Source organism: Ruegeria sp. CDSC054 (genome assembly GCF_059610645.1).
This window is the reverse complement of record NZ_JBXWOA010000030.1, coordinates 1-14,997: the sequence shown is the minus strand read 5'-3', so window position 1 is coordinate 14,997 and position 14,997 is coordinate 1. Positions and strand designations below refer to the sequence as shown.

General features: G+C 55.3%; 16 protein-coding genes and 1 pseudogene. 11 read left to right on the top strand and 6 right to left on the bottom strand.

From position 1 onward, the window contains the following. The 3 genes and pseudogenes from AC2FGC_RS23985 to AC2FGC_RS23975 form a co-directional block, all read left to right on the top strand. A partial coding sequence (locus AC2FGC_RS23985) for a hypothetical protein (RefSeq protein ID WP_496783644.1) occupies nucleotides 1–612 on the top strand: 612 nt, incomplete at its 5' end. 394 nt (nucleotides 613–1,006) lie between these two features. After that, a pseudogene (locus AC2FGC_RS23980) lies at nucleotides 1,007–1,225 on the top strand (IS5/IS1182 family transposase); the annotation flags it as partial. 429 nt (nucleotides 1,226–1,654) lie between these two features. Further along, a complete protein-coding gene (locus AC2FGC_RS23975; protein WP_496727519.1) occupies nucleotides 1,655–2,284 on the top strand; it encodes a helix-turn-helix domain-containing protein in 630 nt (209 codons plus the stop codon). On the opposite strand, the gene AC2FGC_RS23970 is transcribed toward AC2FGC_RS23975, so the two are convergent. Genes AC2FGC_RS23970 through AC2FGC_RS23950 form a run of 5 tightly spaced genes read right to left on the bottom strand, consistent with a single transcriptional unit; the run spans nucleotide 2,262 to nucleotide 6,621 of the window. Then, the gene (locus tag AC2FGC_RS23970) at nucleotides 2,262–2,759 is read right to left on the bottom strand and encodes a GNAT family N-acetyltransferase (RefSeq protein ID WP_496727518.1); all 498 of its coding nucleotides are present in this window, start codon (nucleotides 2,757–2,759) and stop codon (nucleotides 2,262–2,264) included. The two genes, AC2FGC_RS23975 and AC2FGC_RS23970, sit on opposite strands and share 23 nt — an antisense overlap. A gap of 24 nt (nucleotides 2,760–2,783) precedes the next feature. Further along, on the bottom strand, nucleotides 2,784–3,851 hold the full coding sequence (locus AC2FGC_RS23965) for a heme-dependent oxidative N-demethylase family protein (protein ID WP_496727517.1): 1,068 nt from the start codon (nucleotides 3,849–3,851) through the stop codon (nucleotides 2,784–2,786). 13 nt (nucleotides 3,852–3,864) lie between these two features. Then, complete coding sequence (locus AC2FGC_RS23960; RefSeq protein WP_496727516.1) at nucleotides 3,865–4,827, bottom strand: PDR/VanB family oxidoreductase; 963 nt, start codon at nucleotides 4,825–4,827, stop codon at nucleotides 3,865–3,867. Next, on the bottom strand, nucleotides 4,824–5,420 hold the full coding sequence (locus AC2FGC_RS23955) for a dimethylamine monooxygenase subunit DmmA family protein (protein ID WP_496727515.1): 597 nt from the start codon (nucleotides 5,418–5,420) through the stop codon (nucleotides 4,824–4,826). The genes AC2FGC_RS23960 and AC2FGC_RS23955 overlap by 4 nt, the downstream gene beginning before the upstream one ends. Before the next feature lie 55 nt (nucleotides 5,421–5,475). Further along, nucleotides 5,476–6,621 (bottom strand): aminomethyl transferase family protein, encoded by a 1,146-nt coding sequence (locus AC2FGC_RS23950; RefSeq protein WP_496727514.1) that lies wholly within the window; start codon nucleotides 6,619–6,621, stop codon nucleotides 5,476–5,478. Nucleotides 6,622–6,960: 339 nt separating this feature from the next. Here AC2FGC_RS23950 and AC2FGC_RS23945 point away from each other — a divergent pair, with 339 nt between their 5' ends. From AC2FGC_RS23945 to AC2FGC_RS23915, 7 genes are all read left to right on the top strand, one after another. After that, nucleotides 6,961–8,337: an ammonium transporter gene (locus AC2FGC_RS23945; RefSeq protein WP_496727513.1), complete on the top strand. Its 1,377-nt coding sequence runs from the start codon at nucleotides 6,961–6,963 to the stop codon at nucleotides 8,335–8,337. Nucleotides 8,338–8,348: 11 nt separating this feature from the next. Then, on the top strand, nucleotides 8,349–8,564 hold the full coding sequence (locus AC2FGC_RS23940) for a hypothetical protein (RefSeq protein WP_108861028.1): 216 nt from the start codon (nucleotides 8,349–8,351) through the stop codon (nucleotides 8,562–8,564). Between the two features lie 147 nt (nucleotides 8,565–8,711). Further along, nucleotides 8,712–9,641, top strand: a complete 930-nt coding sequence (locus AC2FGC_RS23935) for a class II glutamine amidotransferase (RefSeq protein ID WP_496727512.1) — start codon at nucleotides 8,712–8,714, stop codon at nucleotides 9,639–9,641. Nucleotide 9,642: 1 nt separating this feature from the next. Further along, a complete protein-coding gene (locus AC2FGC_RS23930; protein ID WP_496727511.1) occupies nucleotides 9,643–10,326 on the top strand; it encodes a protein GlxC in 684 nt (227 codons plus the stop codon). A 20-nt stretch (nucleotides 10,327–10,346) separates the two neighbouring features. Beyond that, nucleotides 10,347–11,675 (top strand): FMN-binding glutamate synthase family protein, encoded by a 1,329-nt coding sequence (locus AC2FGC_RS23925; RefSeq protein ID WP_496727521.1) that lies wholly within the window; start codon nucleotides 10,347–10,349, stop codon nucleotides 11,673–11,675. 80 nt (nucleotides 11,676–11,755) lie between these two features. Further along, nucleotides 11,756–13,084 (top strand): type III glutamate--ammonia ligase, encoded by a 1,329-nt coding sequence (gene glnT, locus AC2FGC_RS23920; protein ID WP_496727510.1) that lies wholly within the window; start codon nucleotides 11,756–11,758, stop codon nucleotides 13,082–13,084. Nucleotides 13,085–13,097: 13 nt separating this feature from the next. Then, nucleotides 13,098–13,439 carry a hypothetical protein gene (locus AC2FGC_RS23915; RefSeq protein ID WP_496727509.1) on the top strand — a complete coding sequence of 114 codons (342 nt, stop codon included), beginning with the start codon at nucleotides 13,098–13,100 and terminating at the stop codon, nucleotides 13,437–13,439. Between the two features lie 42 nt (nucleotides 13,440–13,481). Here the strand turns inward: AC2FGC_RS23915 and AC2FGC_RS23910 are convergent, their stop codons facing one another. After that, complete coding sequence (locus AC2FGC_RS23910; RefSeq protein ID WP_496727508.1) at nucleotides 13,482–13,901, bottom strand: group II truncated hemoglobin; 420 nt, start codon at nucleotides 13,899–13,901, stop codon at nucleotides 13,482–13,484. Nucleotides 13,902–14,030: 129 nt separating this feature from the next. On the opposite strand from AC2FGC_RS23910, the gene AC2FGC_RS23905 reads away from it, so the two are divergent. Next, nucleotides 14,031–14,876 (top strand): DMT family transporter, encoded by an 846-nt coding sequence (locus tag AC2FGC_RS23905; protein WP_496783642.1) that lies wholly within the window; start codon nucleotides 14,031–14,033, stop codon nucleotides 14,874–14,876. Nucleotides 14,877–14,997: the final 121 nt, after the last annotated feature.

Sequence of the window (14,997 nt, the reverse complement as noted above, 5' to 3'; positions counted from 1 at the left end):
AGTTCGCCCAACTGGCAGGGTAAACCGCTCACCAATTCCACTAATGCTCTGCCATCTGAAAAGTTTGCGACAGAACCCGTTTGCATCATTTTTTTCGGCGAGCCGTTTGTAAGTCTCGCGCTTGGGGACAAGTATGCAGCGGTCATTCCCATTCTCGCATGGCTTGCCATCATGCAGGGAATTCGAGCGTCGCGCAGTGGCAGCACCACTATGGCAGTCGCAAAAGCTCGAACTGAAAACGCCATGATCGCCAATATCGTCCTTGTGAGCGCTTTACCTCTCGTGTGGCATGCGGCGTACCACCAAGGCAATATTTTGTCGGTTATCTGGATAGGTATAGCTGCAGAGCTTGTCAGCGCGATTGTCTCTCTGGTTCTATTACGCCGGCGCACCAATTTTTCACTTTCACCGATCATTTTACCTTCGATTTTTACGCTTTTGTTTTTGGCGGTGAGTGGCGTTCGAACAAATGAAACGTTGCAGGTGAGTATTATTTCACAGACCAACTGGGGGGTGGTTCTATCCGTCGCCTTTCTGATTGCGGCAATCGCATCAATGAAAGAGTTGCGAACTTATGTACGCCGTCGAGCCATGCCCAACTATACTGAGTAAAGCGGATGGCATTGCCTCTGTATCTCTAGAGCGGTTGCTCAAACCTGGATATGGACTTAATTGGCGTCGGTGGATTCAATGTCCATCAACTACAAACGTCACCGATTTCCTGGTCAGATCATTGCACACGCGGTGTGGTTGTAAACTTGCTTCAATCTGAGCTTGCGGAAATTTGAGGAGATGTTGTTGCGAGGCCGGCAGGGTCGTACAGGCGACGTCTTGTACCTCGATGAGGTTGTTGTGGTATGTCGGGCCGTTTTTGGCGTCAGCGCTTTTGGTTCCATATAGCCGTATTGGATAAGAAAGAGTCCTTGGCTCATCGCAACCACTGAGGAGTGGATGATAAGAAAGACAAGGAAGAGCCCTGACGAGAAGATCGTCAAAGATATCAAACGGGCTGTGCGCATGTATCCCGGGCTGGAAACAACACAAGCGGCTCGCGCGAAGTGACAAGCACCGCTACAAACCGCGCAACCACATTATGATCATGTTCGGTAGGCTCAAAGAATGGCGGAGAGTGGCGACACGCTACGACAGATGCCCAAAAGTCTTTCACTCGGCAATCGTTTTGGCTGCACTCGGCACTTCCTGGCTATGTGCCCTGAAAGGGTAAGTGGCATTCTGTTTTCCTGACCACAATCGCTTAAACCCGAGGTCGGACTGCTAAGCTGGAAAAGAATGTCCATCGATCGGCGATCCAACACATATGTTCCAACCTCCAACCCGGCATTGGCGCTGCAGGTGGCTTTTTTGCCTCTTTCGGTCGCAAGCGATTATTAGAAATGCTTAATGCCGGGCGCGATCGTTGCGATACGCAGAGGTTCGATCAACGATGTCAGGCTCCCCATCGAAAAGCCATCAAACCGTGGAATTCTGATCTCTGGTCTTTTTTCTGCCAGCATGATTATTTTACTATCAGGAAAAATTAGGTGCTATGATACTTCGAATGGAATGGGTTTTCCGCTGCTCCTGCTTGCAGAACCAGTTTGGACAAGTGTAGCAAGACATTGAAAGAGTAAAATTGAAAAAACGCGACAAAGAAATGGCGGCAAATCTGACTCAGGACCCACATTCCGTTCGTTCGGGTAACAGAGAAAAAGTTCTTGAAGTTGCCATCGGCCGCGAGGTTCGTGCCTTTCGCAAGCAGCAGGAAATAACCGTCGCGGAGCTGGCCCAGCTAACCGGATTGTCGATTGGCATGCTATCCAAGATCGAAAACGGAAACACGTCACCGTCCTTGACGACCTTGCAGTCGCTGGCGGATGCACTTTCGGTTCCTTTGACAAGCTTCTTCAGACAGTTCGAAGAACGCCGCGAGGCGGTTCATACAAAAGCTGGTGAAGGCGTCGAGCTGGAACGTGAAGGAACACGCGCAAACCATCAATACAATCTGTTGGGGCATATCGGCGCCAACGGATCAGGTGTAATTGTCGAACCCTACTTGATCACTCTAACCGCTAAATCCGACGTGTTTCCAACATTTCAACATGGTGGAATCGAGACGATTTACATGCTGGAAGGCGAAGTAGATTACCGCCATGGGGACCAGATCTACCCCCTGAAACCAGGTGACACCCTGTTCTTTGATGCGGACGCGCCCCATGGTCCGGAACGGTTGGTTAATCTGCCGGCCCGCTACATATCAGTGATCAGCTATCCGCAGACAAACTGATCGGCTTGCGCAATCGGAAATCCGTGGGTCTGTCATAGCCTTCATGGCTACCGGTATTCACGATCGTGAACCCAAGCCTTGAAAAAACGCGTTGGTTTTCAGTAAGTTCCACGCGTGTTTCCAGCTCCAGCGCAGGCAGACCAAGCTCAGTTGCACGGCTTGCAGCATGATCCACCAACTTGCGGCAGATACCTTGCCCCCGCAGTCCTTCCTGAACTGCAAGCTTCCCCACGTACAGGCAGTCAGGTTTGGGCGTCAGAAACATACATGCGAATAGCGGTCGGCCGATGGCCCAGATTTCACCACCATCCTGACAATGCGCCCGCATCCCTTCTACCGTCAGCCTATGGATAGAAGACGGGGGGTCGATCCGGGCATCCATGAATTGAAATGACGCACGAAGCAGCGCAAGCGCGTCATACAACGCAAAGCTATCGCTCGGAATGAGCCAAGGCGTGATGTCCGGATCAACCATTTGAGCAACGGCACTTCACAGTGCTCACTTTGACAATGGCGGTTCCGTTTCCAAGTCCGGCCTAATCCCCGGCGATGTGGGTAACCCGTCGTCAAACTGGCTAAGATAGTCCAGCATCATCGGGCGGTTGTCGATGAACCCTTTGTAAGTCGCCAGTTCTTCGGGCAGGTCCCGAATAACCCGGTGCAGACGGCGGCCCCATTTGGGAACAGTCATCAGATCCTGAAAACTGCACAGATAGCAGCGGATCGGGAACACCAGCGCATTGGAGCGCGGCAGACGGAAGAACGTCTGCAACTCGACCCGCAGATGTTGCTTGTGGGCGATGTTTTCGGGCGTCAGCGTGGTCTTTTGGATGCCCCATTTGTGATAGTTTTCCGGGCTTGTATCTAGCAAAGGATTCACCGTCATGGTCCAGTTGAGACGCCGCGCGGGGGCGCCCTGCTGAATATTCAGCAGGAATTTCAATGCGCGCTTGAATATCCCCATCTCATGCGCTTTTGGAACCGGCGCGTGCCATTCGAAAAAGTTCATTCCGATGTCAAAATCCAGACTCCAGTCGGCTTGGGTCGTCACCATTCCGGCGTCCATCCACAGCATCTCGTCGCGCTGATCAAGTACGGCAAAATCGCCCTGTGCCTGACGGGTGATGTATTCCATCGGCCCATAGGGCAGCGTGGTTTCATCCATGAAGGTAAAGCTGTGATCGATGCCCAATGGCTTGTTGATCCAGCGCCACTGATTGCCGTTGCAGTGTAGCTCAAACAAGTCCGGGTAATCCTCGGACTTGCTAACCATGATCAGTTCCAGCAAGTCCCAACCGGCCAGTGTCATATGCGGCAACGACTGACAACGCAGCGGGTCCTGATCCAGAACCATTGCGCGATCTTTCATCTCTGAGACGTAGTGCTCGTCCACATCGAACCGCATTTCATAGACCGAGCCCTCGGGTCCACCGCGATGTTGTTCCATGTTGACCGAGTACATGTAGCTGTCTTCGTGGAACGGGAACGGAAAGCGTTTGATCGCCCATTCCGAGTTGTGGAATGTGTAGTCGTCGCGAAAGGATTCGTCGTTGAATTGAATGGTCATGTCGGGCCTCCTCTCAGCGGTCCAGCACGAGGGACTTGCCCTCGAAACGCGATACGCAGGGCATGATCTTCTTGCCTGCTGCCTTTTCTTCATCGGTCAGCCAGTGATCACGATGAACAAAGTTGCCGTCGTGATCCAGAACCACGGTTTCACACTGACCGCAGGCACCACCACGGCACAGATAAGGCGCATCGACGCCTTCTCGTTCGATGGCTTCGAGCAGGCTTTCGTTCTCGCCGACATGAACGACTTTGTCTGAGGCCGCCAGCCGCACCTCGAACGGCTTGCCGGGCTGAGGTGCCAAGAACTCTTCGTAATGCACGCAATCTTCCGGCCAGCCTTCGGCGGCGGCTGTGTTGCGCACCCAGTCGATCATACCCTTGGGGCCGCAGACATAGACATGCGTGCCCAGAGGTTGCCCGCTCAGGAGGTTCTCCAGATCAATCTGCTTGTTCTGATCGTCGTAATACAGATGCGTCTCATTGGGATGCCGGTCGGTCAGCTGGTCCGCATAAGATGCCAGCGCGTGATTGCGGCAGGCATAGTGCAGCTCCCAATGTCCGTGCAGCAGTTCAAGTTGTTTGATCTGCGCTAGAAACGGGGTGATCCCGATGCCACCGGCCAGAAACAGGTGCTTGCGGGCGCGCAGGTCCAGTGAAAACAAGTTGACCGGATAACTGATGGTCATCTCATCACCCAGCTTGACCTGGCGGTGCATGAACAGTGAACCACCCCTGCCCTCGTCATCGCGCCGAACCGAGATCGTATAGGATGACTGATCAAACGGATCCGACATCAGCGAATAGGGATTAAGCCGCGTGATGCCTCCATCCCGCATTTCAACAACCGTATGCGCGCCACCCGAAAAGGTTGGCAACTGGCCTCCGTCGATGCGTTCGAACCGGAACCGCGTCACCAACTCGTTCAGCGGGGTGATCTCGGTCACTTTGACTTGGATTTTCTCGGCACCGCTCATTCGTAAATCCCTTTCGGCTCGGGCACGTTGCCATGGTCTTCGGCATCGACACGGACGCCCTGATAGGCGGCTAGGCGGCGGGAATAATGGTCGCGCACAAACAGGTTCAGCCCGCAATGCGCGCAGACAAACGGATCAACCTCGACATCCTCGGTGATGCCCTTGCAGTGCACACATTGCATCCGGCGCGCGACTGATCCGCGATGTTCGGTCTGGATTGCCGTGTGCGGCAGGCCAACGGCCATCACTTCGTTCATGGCCTGACCCATCATACCCTCAGAGCCGGTCAAATAAACCTGCAATCCCATATGAGCATCTTCCAAAACGCGGCGAATGCGCTGCAGCGAGGCTTCATAAGATGGACCTTCGTAGAATTGCGCTGGCTTCACTGCCTGCAGTCGCTCAACGTAATCTGTTCCCTTGGGAATGTAGATCAGATGGGTTTTGGCCATCAGGTCGGGTGTTGCGATGTCAAGAACGGCTTCGGCCCCTTCGGCCTCAGCGATCATGAGATGGTGTTCGCCCGGGCGGACCTCTAGCGTGCCCCAGACCGGGCGGCTTGCGATTGACTTGGGAAATTCGAACTTTGACATTGTGCCCTCAAATAGGAAAAGGGCGCCACGGTGTGTCCGTTGCGCCCCCTTAAACTCAGCCCTTTGCGGTTCTGATCGATTTGTCCTGATCGTAGAACGGCATTTCTTCCGCAGTCGCCGCTATTTCTGTCCCATCACCGTTGCGCACTGTCAGCTTGGTGCCGGGTGAGGCACAGGCGACCGGCATTCGCGCGATACCTACGTTGTGCCCGTTGATTTCGGAATACATGCCAAAGGTGACAACCCCGACCTTCTCGCCGTTTTGCAGCAGGTCCGCACCCTCATCCGCAGGGGTCGTGCCGTCAAGTTTGACGCCGTAGATCTTGAACCGCTCCTTGCCTTGCGCGGCATAGTGGTTCTCGGCCCCAATAAAACCGGTTTTCCCGGGTGACACAGTGAATTCCAAACCCAGTTCCCAAAGCGTATCACCGCATGTTTCGTCGTCGAACGGGTAGGTCTCCGAGTTATCTCCTGGGTAAAACAGCAGATAGCTTTCGGTGCGCAGCAGATCGAGTGTCGAGAACTGGACCGGCACGATTCCCATGTCTTTGCCCTCGGCCAGAATGTTGTCCCACAGGTGTACTGCGTGCTTGGCCTGACAGAAAATTTCGTACCCGCGCTCACCGGTGTAGCCGGTCCGCGAAATCATCACCGGGCAGCCATAGAGTTTGGTTTGCATGATCCCAAAATAAGCAAGATCACGAATTCCGGGGATGTGCTTGGCCAAGAAATCAACGGCCACTGGTCCCTGCAGCGACATATCGTGCATGTCGTCGTCAAAAATGACCGCGCAGTTCTTGCCCGCCGCCACCAAAGTCAGCTGCTCCATGCCCGTGCCGGTGCCGTGCACCACAAGCCATGTGTTCACCGACAAGCGATAGATGATGCAATCGTCAACGAATTTGCCTTCAGCATTCAGGATCGAGGCGTAGGTCGAACGACCCGGCATGATCTTTTCCACGTTCCGCGTGGTGACCCGATCAATGACATATGCGGCATCTTCACCGACCACGTGAACCTTTTTCAGGCCGGATACATCCATGAGACCAGCTTTGGTTCGGATGGCTTCGTAGTCGGCTTTGGCGCGCTCTGGGCTGTGGTCGTAGAACCATGCGGTTCCCATGCCGTTCCAGTCCTCAAGTTCGCCGCCGATCTCGGCATGGCGCTGCGCAAGGGCGGACGTCCTCCAAAGAATGGCCATGGTTCAGCTCTCCCGTTGATTGCTTTTTGTTGCCATATTGAGGCTGATGTCAGATTGAAAATCAACACCTCTGTGCAGAATATTTTCCTGATGGGAATATTTGCCTTCAATTTCTGAACCCTTAGACGGGGGCTTAGAGTTGAAGGAAACCCCTTATTTTCATGAAGAAAAGCCAGTTTTCGACCCTTCAAATTGAGAATGCGACACCACCGGTAAAGATGTTTGCCCCACATATCTATTGACAGGTGCCCCACGAGATTGTCCCCTGAGTAGATAAAATTTCCCAGCAGGAAAACTTCGCAGAGAGACCTCCTGCTGCAACAACAGGGAGACTACGAAGTGGATGGCAATCTAAATGCTCTCACGACGATCTTTACCGAGTTCTACTACTGGGTAACTGTCGTTTTCATGTTCCTCATCCATGTGGGCTTTTGCATGTACGAAGTCGGCGCAAGTCGTGCCCGTAACCATATGCACACATTGATGAAAAACATCATGATCATCCCTCTGGTGACGGTCACGTTCTTCTTCTTTGGATGGTGGATCTACTGGGCTTTTCCAAACTTTCCGTTCTGGGGCGGTCTGGACACTGAAGCGGGCGCAGCGAATCTGCCTTGGGCCGATACGATGGCGACCAATGTTAGTGACAGAATCACTGGCGTTTTCTGGGCGGCATTCCTGCTGTTCTCTTGGACGGCGGCCTCGATCGTTTCGGGTTCCGTGATCGAACGGATCAGGTCTTCGGCGCTCTGGGTTCATGCGGTCATGATCGGATCGGTCTGGTGGATCATCGACGCTGCGTGGGGCTGGCACTACGGCGGCTGGATGGTTCGCATTCTCGGCTACCATGATGCATATGCTTCCGGTGTAATTCACGCAATTGCAGGCGGTTACGCATTGGGTGTGATCATGGTTTTGGGACCGCGCCTAGGCAAGTTCGCCAAGGACGGTACACCACGGGACATTCCTCCGCACAATCCGTGGCTACTGACGATCGGTATCTTCCTGATCTACACTGGTTTCTGGGGCTTCTATGCCGCGTGCAACGTGCCAGTGATTTCACCTGAAGGGATCGATGGGCAGATCACCGGCGTCACCTGGACAGCAACCAATATCTATCTGGCTCCGACGACCCTGTCGGCGATCACCTTCAACTTCCTCATGTCGCTATCCGGCGGTCTGATGGCTGCTTACGTGATCTCGAAGGGTGATGCGTTCTGGACTTTCTCGGGTGGGCTTGCCGGAATCATCACCGCCTCGGCCGGTAACGACCTGTATCACCCAATCCAAGCGATGATCATTGCCGCCATCGGTGTCGTGATCGTGTACAAGCTGCACTACTGGGTCGAACGCCGGTTCAAGCTGGATGACGCCGTTGGCGCCGTTGCGGTGCACGGTTACGCCGGGTTCGTTGGTCTGGTGATCTCGGGGTTTGTTCTGTGGGGTGTCCCGTCATCGCCTTACGAAGGTTACGCGACGATCAACCCGATCGGGCAGATCACCGGCGCGGTCATCATGTTCTTTGTTCTGGGCTTCCTGCCCGGATGGGCTCTGGCCAAGATTCAATCTTCAATGGGCGTGCTGCGCATCCCGGAAGAGGTTGAGCTGCAGGGCCTCGATTACGCCGAGCACCATGCCTACGAAGATGCCAAGGCAGCGATCATCGAAGCTGACAAACAGGAATTGGCTGCCCGTGCTGGCGCGGCAGCGAAGTAAAGGAGAAAGACATGTCTACGAATGGATACACAAGCTGGGCTGTCGATCTTGCCGAGGTCGGTCCGATCTACCCCTTCCAAGGCTACGAAGTTCTGATGGTCATCATTGGCGTGGTCTTCTGGATCGGCTGGCATCGCATTCAGTTTGTCCGGGAAGGTGAACACCTTGAGAAGGCCCGCCACACCGGCGACGAAGAGAAGGTGAAGGCACAGCTGGAACGATACTGATCCAGCTTTAAGAGCTGGCAATGGGCGTGAAATCAGAGGTCGCGCCCATTGCCTGTTAGGAAAAAAACTTTCCTACTATTATTGATGTCCCCAAGTTTTGTTGATACCGTCGAATCATAGTGAAACACACAAGGAGATCTGCCAGCCATGTGCGGAATTGTTGGATTATTCCTCAAAGACCAGTCTCTTGCGCCCCAACTGGGTAACATGCTGACGGACATGCTGATTACGATGACAGACCGCGGCCCCGATAGTGCCGGTATCGCGATCTATGGCGCAGAGTCGGCAGGCAAAACCAAGATTACAGTCCAGTCGCCCAACCCCGATGCTGACTTTGTCGGCTTGGCTGATGAGCTGGGTGAAAAGCTGGGCGCAACGGTTGGTCAGACAAACAACGACACACACACCGTTCTTGAAATTCCCGCCGGTCAGTACGAAGCCGCACGCGCTGCGCTGGCCGAAATCCGCCCGTCGGTTCGGATCATGAGCCGCGGCGAAAGCCTCGAAATCTACAAGGAAGTTGGCCTGCCTAAAGATGTTGCAGACCGATTTAACCTCAACGGTATGAGCGGCACCCATGGCATTGGGCATACGCGTATGGCGACCGAGTCCGCCGTGACGACAATGGGCGCACACCCGTTCAACACCGGGCCAGATCAGTGTCTGGTCCACAATGGATCGCTGTCCAACCACAACTCGTTGCGCCGCAAACTGCGCCGTGAAGGTGTGGTTATCCAGACCGAGAACGACACCGAAGTGGGTGCCGCATATCTGACATGGAAAATGATGAACGGCGCGACACTTGGTGAGGCTCTGGAGACCAGCATTGATGATCTGGACGGCTTCTTCACCTTTGTTGTTGGCACTAAAGATGGGTTTGGCGTCGTACGTGACCCAATTGCCTGTAAGCCAGCGGTAATGGCCGAAACAGACCAATATGTGGCCTTTGGTAGCGAATACCGAGCTTTGGTGAACTTGCCGGGTATTGAAGACGCCCGGGTTTGGGAGCCTGAACCCTCCACCGTATATTTCTGGTCGCACAACGACAGCCCTACAACCCACGAAAAGGCCGCCTGATATGCAGACCTATGATCTAGAGGCAGACGGGCTGCGCGGACTGAACTCGTCCCTGCAGGCACAAAACGCCGAGACCAATCAAACCCGATGGGAAATTGTGAACCCCAAAGGCAGCCACGCAATCGCAGTCGGACTGGACGCTCCGATTGAGGTGACGGTCAAAGGTTCGACCGGTTACTACTGTGCAGGCATGAACCAGCAGGCGACCATCAAGGTTGAAGGCTCTGTTGGTCCGGGCGTTGCTGAAAACATGATGTCCGGTCAGGTCATCGTCGATGGTGACGCCAGCCAATACGCCGGAGCGACTGGCCACGGCGGATTGCTGGTGATCAAAGGTAATGCCAGCTCGCGCTGCGGCATCTCAATGAAAGGGATCGATATCGTCGTGCATGGCAGCATCGGCCACATGTCCGCCTTCATGGCCCAGGACGGCAATCTGGTAGTCTGCGGGGACGCAGGGGATGCGCTGGGGGATTCACTCTACGAAGCCCGGCTGTTCGTGCGTGGTACGGTCAAGAGCCTCGGCGCGGATTGCATCGAGAAGGACATGCGTCCCGAGCATCTGGATATCCTGAGGGATCTGCTGGCCCGCGCGGGCAGCGACGCCAAGCCAGAAGAGTTCAAACGCTATGGTTCGGCCCGTCAGCTTTATAATTTCGACGTTGATAACGCCGCCGCTTACTGAGGAAGAAGGGTATGAAAGATATGGACGATCAGATCCCCCGCACCCTGCCGATCCAGTCGGCGACATTTTCCAACCCGATCAATGCCGAGATCCGTCGCGCCGCTGCGACCGGCATCTATGACATTCGTGGTGGAGGGGCGAAGCGGAAAGTACCTCATTTCGACGACCTTCTGTTTCTCGGCGCGTCGGTGTCGCGCTATCCGTTGGAAGGCTATCGAGAACGCTGCGATACCTCAGTAACGCTAGGCACGCGCTTTGCCAAAAAGCCGATCGAACTGGATATCCCGATCACCATTGCAGGCATGAGCTTTGGCGCATTGTCCGGCCCGGCGAAAGAAGCTCTGGGCCGCGGCGCATCCGCAGCGGGCACGTCAACCACCACCGGTGATGGAGGCATGACGCCAGAGGAACGCGGCCATTCAACCAAGCTGGTCTATCAGTATTTGCCTTCGCGTTACGGCATGAACCCGAACGATCTGCGCAAGGCTGACGCAATTGAGATTGTGGTCGGTCAGGGTGCCAAGCCCGGCGGCGGCGGTATGCTGCTGGGTCAGAAGATCAGCGACCGCGTGGCCGAGATGCGCACCTTGCCCAAGGGGATCGACCAGCGTTCCGCCTGTCGTCATCCGGATTGGACCGGCCCGGACGATCTTGAAATCAAGATCCTTGAGTTGCGGGAAATCACAGATTGGCAGGTACCGATCTACGTTAAGGTCGGTGCAACGCGCCCCTACTACGACACTGCTTTGGCAGTGAAGGCCGGCGCTGATGTTGTGGTGATGGACGGCATGCAGGGCGGTACAGCCGCGACGCAGGACGTGTTCATCGAACATGTCGGGCTGCCGACGCTGTCCTGTATCCGCCCCGCCGTTCAGGCACTGCAGGATCTGGGCGTGCACCGAGAGGTACAACTGGTCATCTCGGGCGGTATCCGCACCGGTGCCGATGTTGCCAAAGCGCTGGCGCTGGGTGCAGATGCGGTCGCCATAGGCACCGCCGCATTGGTGGCTCTGGGCGACAACGATCCCAAGTGGGAGGCCGAGTATCAGAAGCTAGGCACGACAACCGGTGCCTATGATGACTGGCACGAAGGACAGGACCCGGCGGGTATTACTACGCAGGACCCCGAACTGGCCGCACGTCTGGACCCAGTCGAAGCAGGCCGCAGGTTGCGTAACTACCTGAAAGTTTTGACGCTTGAGGCGCAGACCATCGCGCGCGCCTGTGGGCACAATCACCTGCACAACCTCGAGCCCGAGGACTTGTGCGCCCTGACAATGGAGGCCGCCGCCATGGCGCGGGTGCCGCTGGCGGGAACCAGTTGGTACCCCGGTAAGGAAGGGTTCTGAATAGATGCTGCGCGGCTCCCTGAGGGGGGCCGCGTTTTTGCTTTGACAAACCAAAAAACAACAGGGAAAGGAAAGCAATCGTGACGACAGATCTCGCAGCTTTCGCAAAAGAAAAAGGCGTCAAATACTTCATGATCTCATTCACCGACTTGTTCGGTGGACAACGGGCCAAACTGGTGCCCGCGCAGGCTATCGCGGATATGCAGGAGGACGGAGCGGGATTCGCCGGGTTCGCCACGTGGCTGGACATGACACCAGCGCATCCTGACATGCTTGCGGTGCCTGATCCGTCCTCGGTCATTCAGCTACCGTGGAAGCCCGAAGTGGCTTGGGTTGCTGGTAACTGCGTGATGGAAGGAAGCGATGTCGCGCAAGCTCCGCGCAATGTGTTGCGCCGCCTGATCGACGAGGCCGCCGCCGAAGGAATGCACGTTAAAACCGGCATTGAGGCCGAGTTCTTTCTGCTTACCCCGGATGGCGAACAAATCAGCGATCCGTTCGATACCGCCGAAAAGCCCTGTTACGACCAGCAGGCGGTTATGCGTCGCTATGATGTGGTGCGCGAGATCTGCGACTACATGCTGGAGCTGGGCTGGGGACCGTATCAGAACGACCACGAGGACGCCAATGGCCAGTTCGAAATGAACTGGGAATTTGATGACGTTCTGCGCACTGCGGACAAGCATTCCTTCTTCAAATTCATGACCAAATCGGTGGCCGAAAAGCACGGGCTTCGGGCGACGTTCATGCCGAAACCGGTCGAAGGTCTGACCGGAAATGGCTGTCATGCCCATATCTCGGTCTGGGATGCGCCGGGTGACGCCGCCAAAACCAACGTGTTTGCAGGCGAAGGCGACGGCCCTACCGGTGAAGTTGGGCTGGGCGAACGCGGAAAACACTTCCTCGGCGGTATCATGAAACACGCCTCAGCACTGGCAGCAATCACCAATCCTACAGTGAACAGTTACAAGCGTATCAACGCGCCGCGGACAATGTCGGGTGCAACTTGGGCACCCAATACAGTGACCTGGACAGGCAACAACCGGACGCACATGGTTCGCGTTCCCGGCCCCGGCCGGTTTGAGCTGCGTCTGCCCGATGGGGCGACCAACCCCTATCTGCTACAAGCGGTGATCATCGCCGCTGGTCTGTCCGGTATCCGGTCCAAAGCTGACCCGGGCAAACGTTGGGACATCGATATGTATGCTGAAGGCCACAAGGTGCGCGGTGCGCCGAAACTACCGTTGAACATGCTTGATGCCCTGCGCGAATACGACAAGGACAAGGAACTGAAGGCCATGATGGGTGCCGAGTTCTCATCCGCGTTTCTGAAAATGAAACATCAGGAATGGAACTCTTTCGTCTCTCACTTCTCACGCTGGGAAAAAGACAACACTTTGGACATCTAATCCGGATTGCAAGGTGGCAATTCTGGGCCGCGGCAAAAGCTGCGGCCCCGTTTTTGAGGCCCCAAGTGGCTCGCCAGGAACGTTCTCAAGTTTGAGCATACGCAAGGCGAGTCTCGGCGCAGTTAATGACCACATCGCCAAGCATCAAGACGACACGCAAATCGTACACTTCTACAAAGAGCGTTCTATTCCGCAACTGGACGAATTTGACCTTTTGCGCGTGATGCGCAGCCCGTTGGCCGTTTGGGAATTCAAGGCCAACCCTTTGTTAACAATCGAGAATAAAGCCATCAGAACACGGGTGCATGTTCTCGATCGACCGTATTTTGGCATTTGTTATGGGCATCAGCTTTGATCAGAACCGCAGAACACGTAACGTGATTGCCGCAAAGCGTCTCTACGTATACCCGGCATCTGCTGCCAACCGCCAATCTGGAACGTCATTGACCAGCATAAGCGCGGCCCGGCGAAGCGTCGCGCGCATCTTTTCCACAACCGGACCGGTCAATTCGCAATCCGCCAATGCGGCATCGAAAGTATCCAGCCAAAGCTCTGCGTCGGCCTTCCGGATGGGAATATGCGCATGGATTTCGCGCAGATCCATGTGGCCGAAACGTTCACGATAATAGGCACGTCCGCCGAGAAACCCGCTGAGAAATTCAAATTGAGCTTGTCTGGTGTGGTTTAGCCCATGTCCCCGAAAATGCAGCCTGTGCAACGAATGCGATGCCGGATCCGTTTCCAACCGGTCATAGAAACGCTCAACCAGAGCGCGCAGTTGGGTCTCACCACCAAGTTGCTCTATCGCAGATTCCATGTGCTGCCTTTCTGTATCTCTGGCACCTGAAATATTGCATAACAGGAAATTAAGTTTATCAACAGTGACATTCTGACATACTCATGCTCAGAAGCGGAACTAGGTGAAACCAGTAAGGGAGATGACGGATTGAACGCTCTGGTGCTTGGCCTTTTGGCGGCACTTTGCTGGGGGGTACACGATCTGGCAGTGCGCTATGTCAGCCAGTCTGTCAGCGTGATTGCTTCGCTCATGGCTGTGCTGATTTCGGGCGCAGTGCTGCAACTTGGTTTGGTTGTGATGATGGGTGAAGTCGACCCAATTCCTGGCACGGCATTGATCAGCGCTATTGCTACAGGGGGGTGTTATCTGCTGGCGGGCGTCTGCATGTACGCCGCTTTTCAACGCGGCCCGGTCCGGCTGGTTGCTCCGATTGTTGCAAGCTATCCGGTGTTGTCCGTCTCACTGGCCATCTGGCGCGGCGCAACGGTCAGCCCGCTGCACTGGCTTGCCGTCATCGCGATTGGTGTTGGCGTTTCTGTTGTGGCTGCCCAATCTGAACGCGACGCAACCGAATACCCAGCAGCTGGCCCGACGGTGGTGCTATCGATACTTGCAGCAATCGGGTTCGCCGCCACCTTTGCGCTAGGACAATATGCAACCGAACATAATGACGAATACTCAATCTCCCTGGTTATTCGGCTGACGGCAGTATTTGCCCTAGGCATGATCGCCCTGGCATCCCGCAGATCAATCTGGCCCGGGCTGCGGGCTCTGCCTCTTCTCTGTGTCATGGGTGTTCTGGATGCTGTTGCCATCCTTTGCGTGATCGCGGCGGGCGGGTTGCCGAATGCGCAATTTGCCTCGGTGACAGCGTCCGTCTTTGGGCTGCTGACGGTTGTGTTGGCATGGGCTGTTTTGCGTGAAAAGATGATTCCACGCCAATGGCTTGGATGTTTGGTTGCGTTTGCGGGAATAGGCTATCTGGCTCTCTGAGGCGACCATTCCGAAAGCTCTTTAAAACAAAGTAATATCAGTTTCGTTAAGGCGCATTATTTGCGCCCTAACGCACCAGGTCAGGCTGTGAGGCCTTCTGGTTCTGGGAGTTTGTTTGCGC

Coding starts and splice junctions, on each gene's coding strand:
- AC2FGC_RS23930 (WP_496727511.1), top strand. CDS start 9,643: ATGCAGACCTATGATCTAGAGGCAGACGGGCTGCGCGGACTGAACTCG.
- AC2FGC_RS23910 (WP_496727508.1), bottom strand. CDS start 13,901: ATGGAATCTGCGATAGAGCAACTTGGTGGTGAGACCCAACTGCGCGCT.
- AC2FGC_RS23975 (WP_496727519.1), top strand. CDS start 1,655: ATGGCGGCAAATCTGACTCAGGACCCACATTCCGTTCGTTCGGGTAAC.
- AC2FGC_RS23970 (WP_496727518.1), bottom strand. CDS start 2,759: ATGGTTGATCCGGACATCACGCCTTGGCTCATTCCGAGCGATAGCTTT.
- AC2FGC_RS23965 (WP_496727517.1), bottom strand. CDS start 3,851: ATGACCATTCAATTCAACGACGAATCCTTTCGCGACGACTACACATTC.
- AC2FGC_RS23940 (WP_108861028.1), top strand. CDS start 8,349: ATGTCTACGAATGGATACACAAGCTGGGCTGTCGATCTTGCCGAGGTC.
- AC2FGC_RS23960 (WP_496727516.1), bottom strand. CDS start 4,827: ATGAGCGGTGCCGAGAAAATCCAAGTCAAAGTGACCGAGATCACCCCG.
- AC2FGC_RS23935 (WP_496727512.1), top strand. CDS start 8,712: ATGTGCGGAATTGTTGGATTATTCCTCAAAGACCAGTCTCTTGCGCCC.
- AC2FGC_RS23955 (WP_496727515.1), bottom strand. CDS start 5,420: ATGTCAAAGTTCGAATTTCCCAAGTCAATCGCAAGCCGCCCGGTCTGG.
- AC2FGC_RS23950 (WP_496727514.1), bottom strand. CDS start 6,621: ATGGCCATTCTTTGGAGGACGTCCGCCCTTGCGCAGCGCCATGCCGAG.
- AC2FGC_RS23925 (WP_496727521.1), top strand. CDS start 10,347: ATGGACGATCAGATCCCCCGCACCCTGCCGATCCAGTCGGCGACATTT.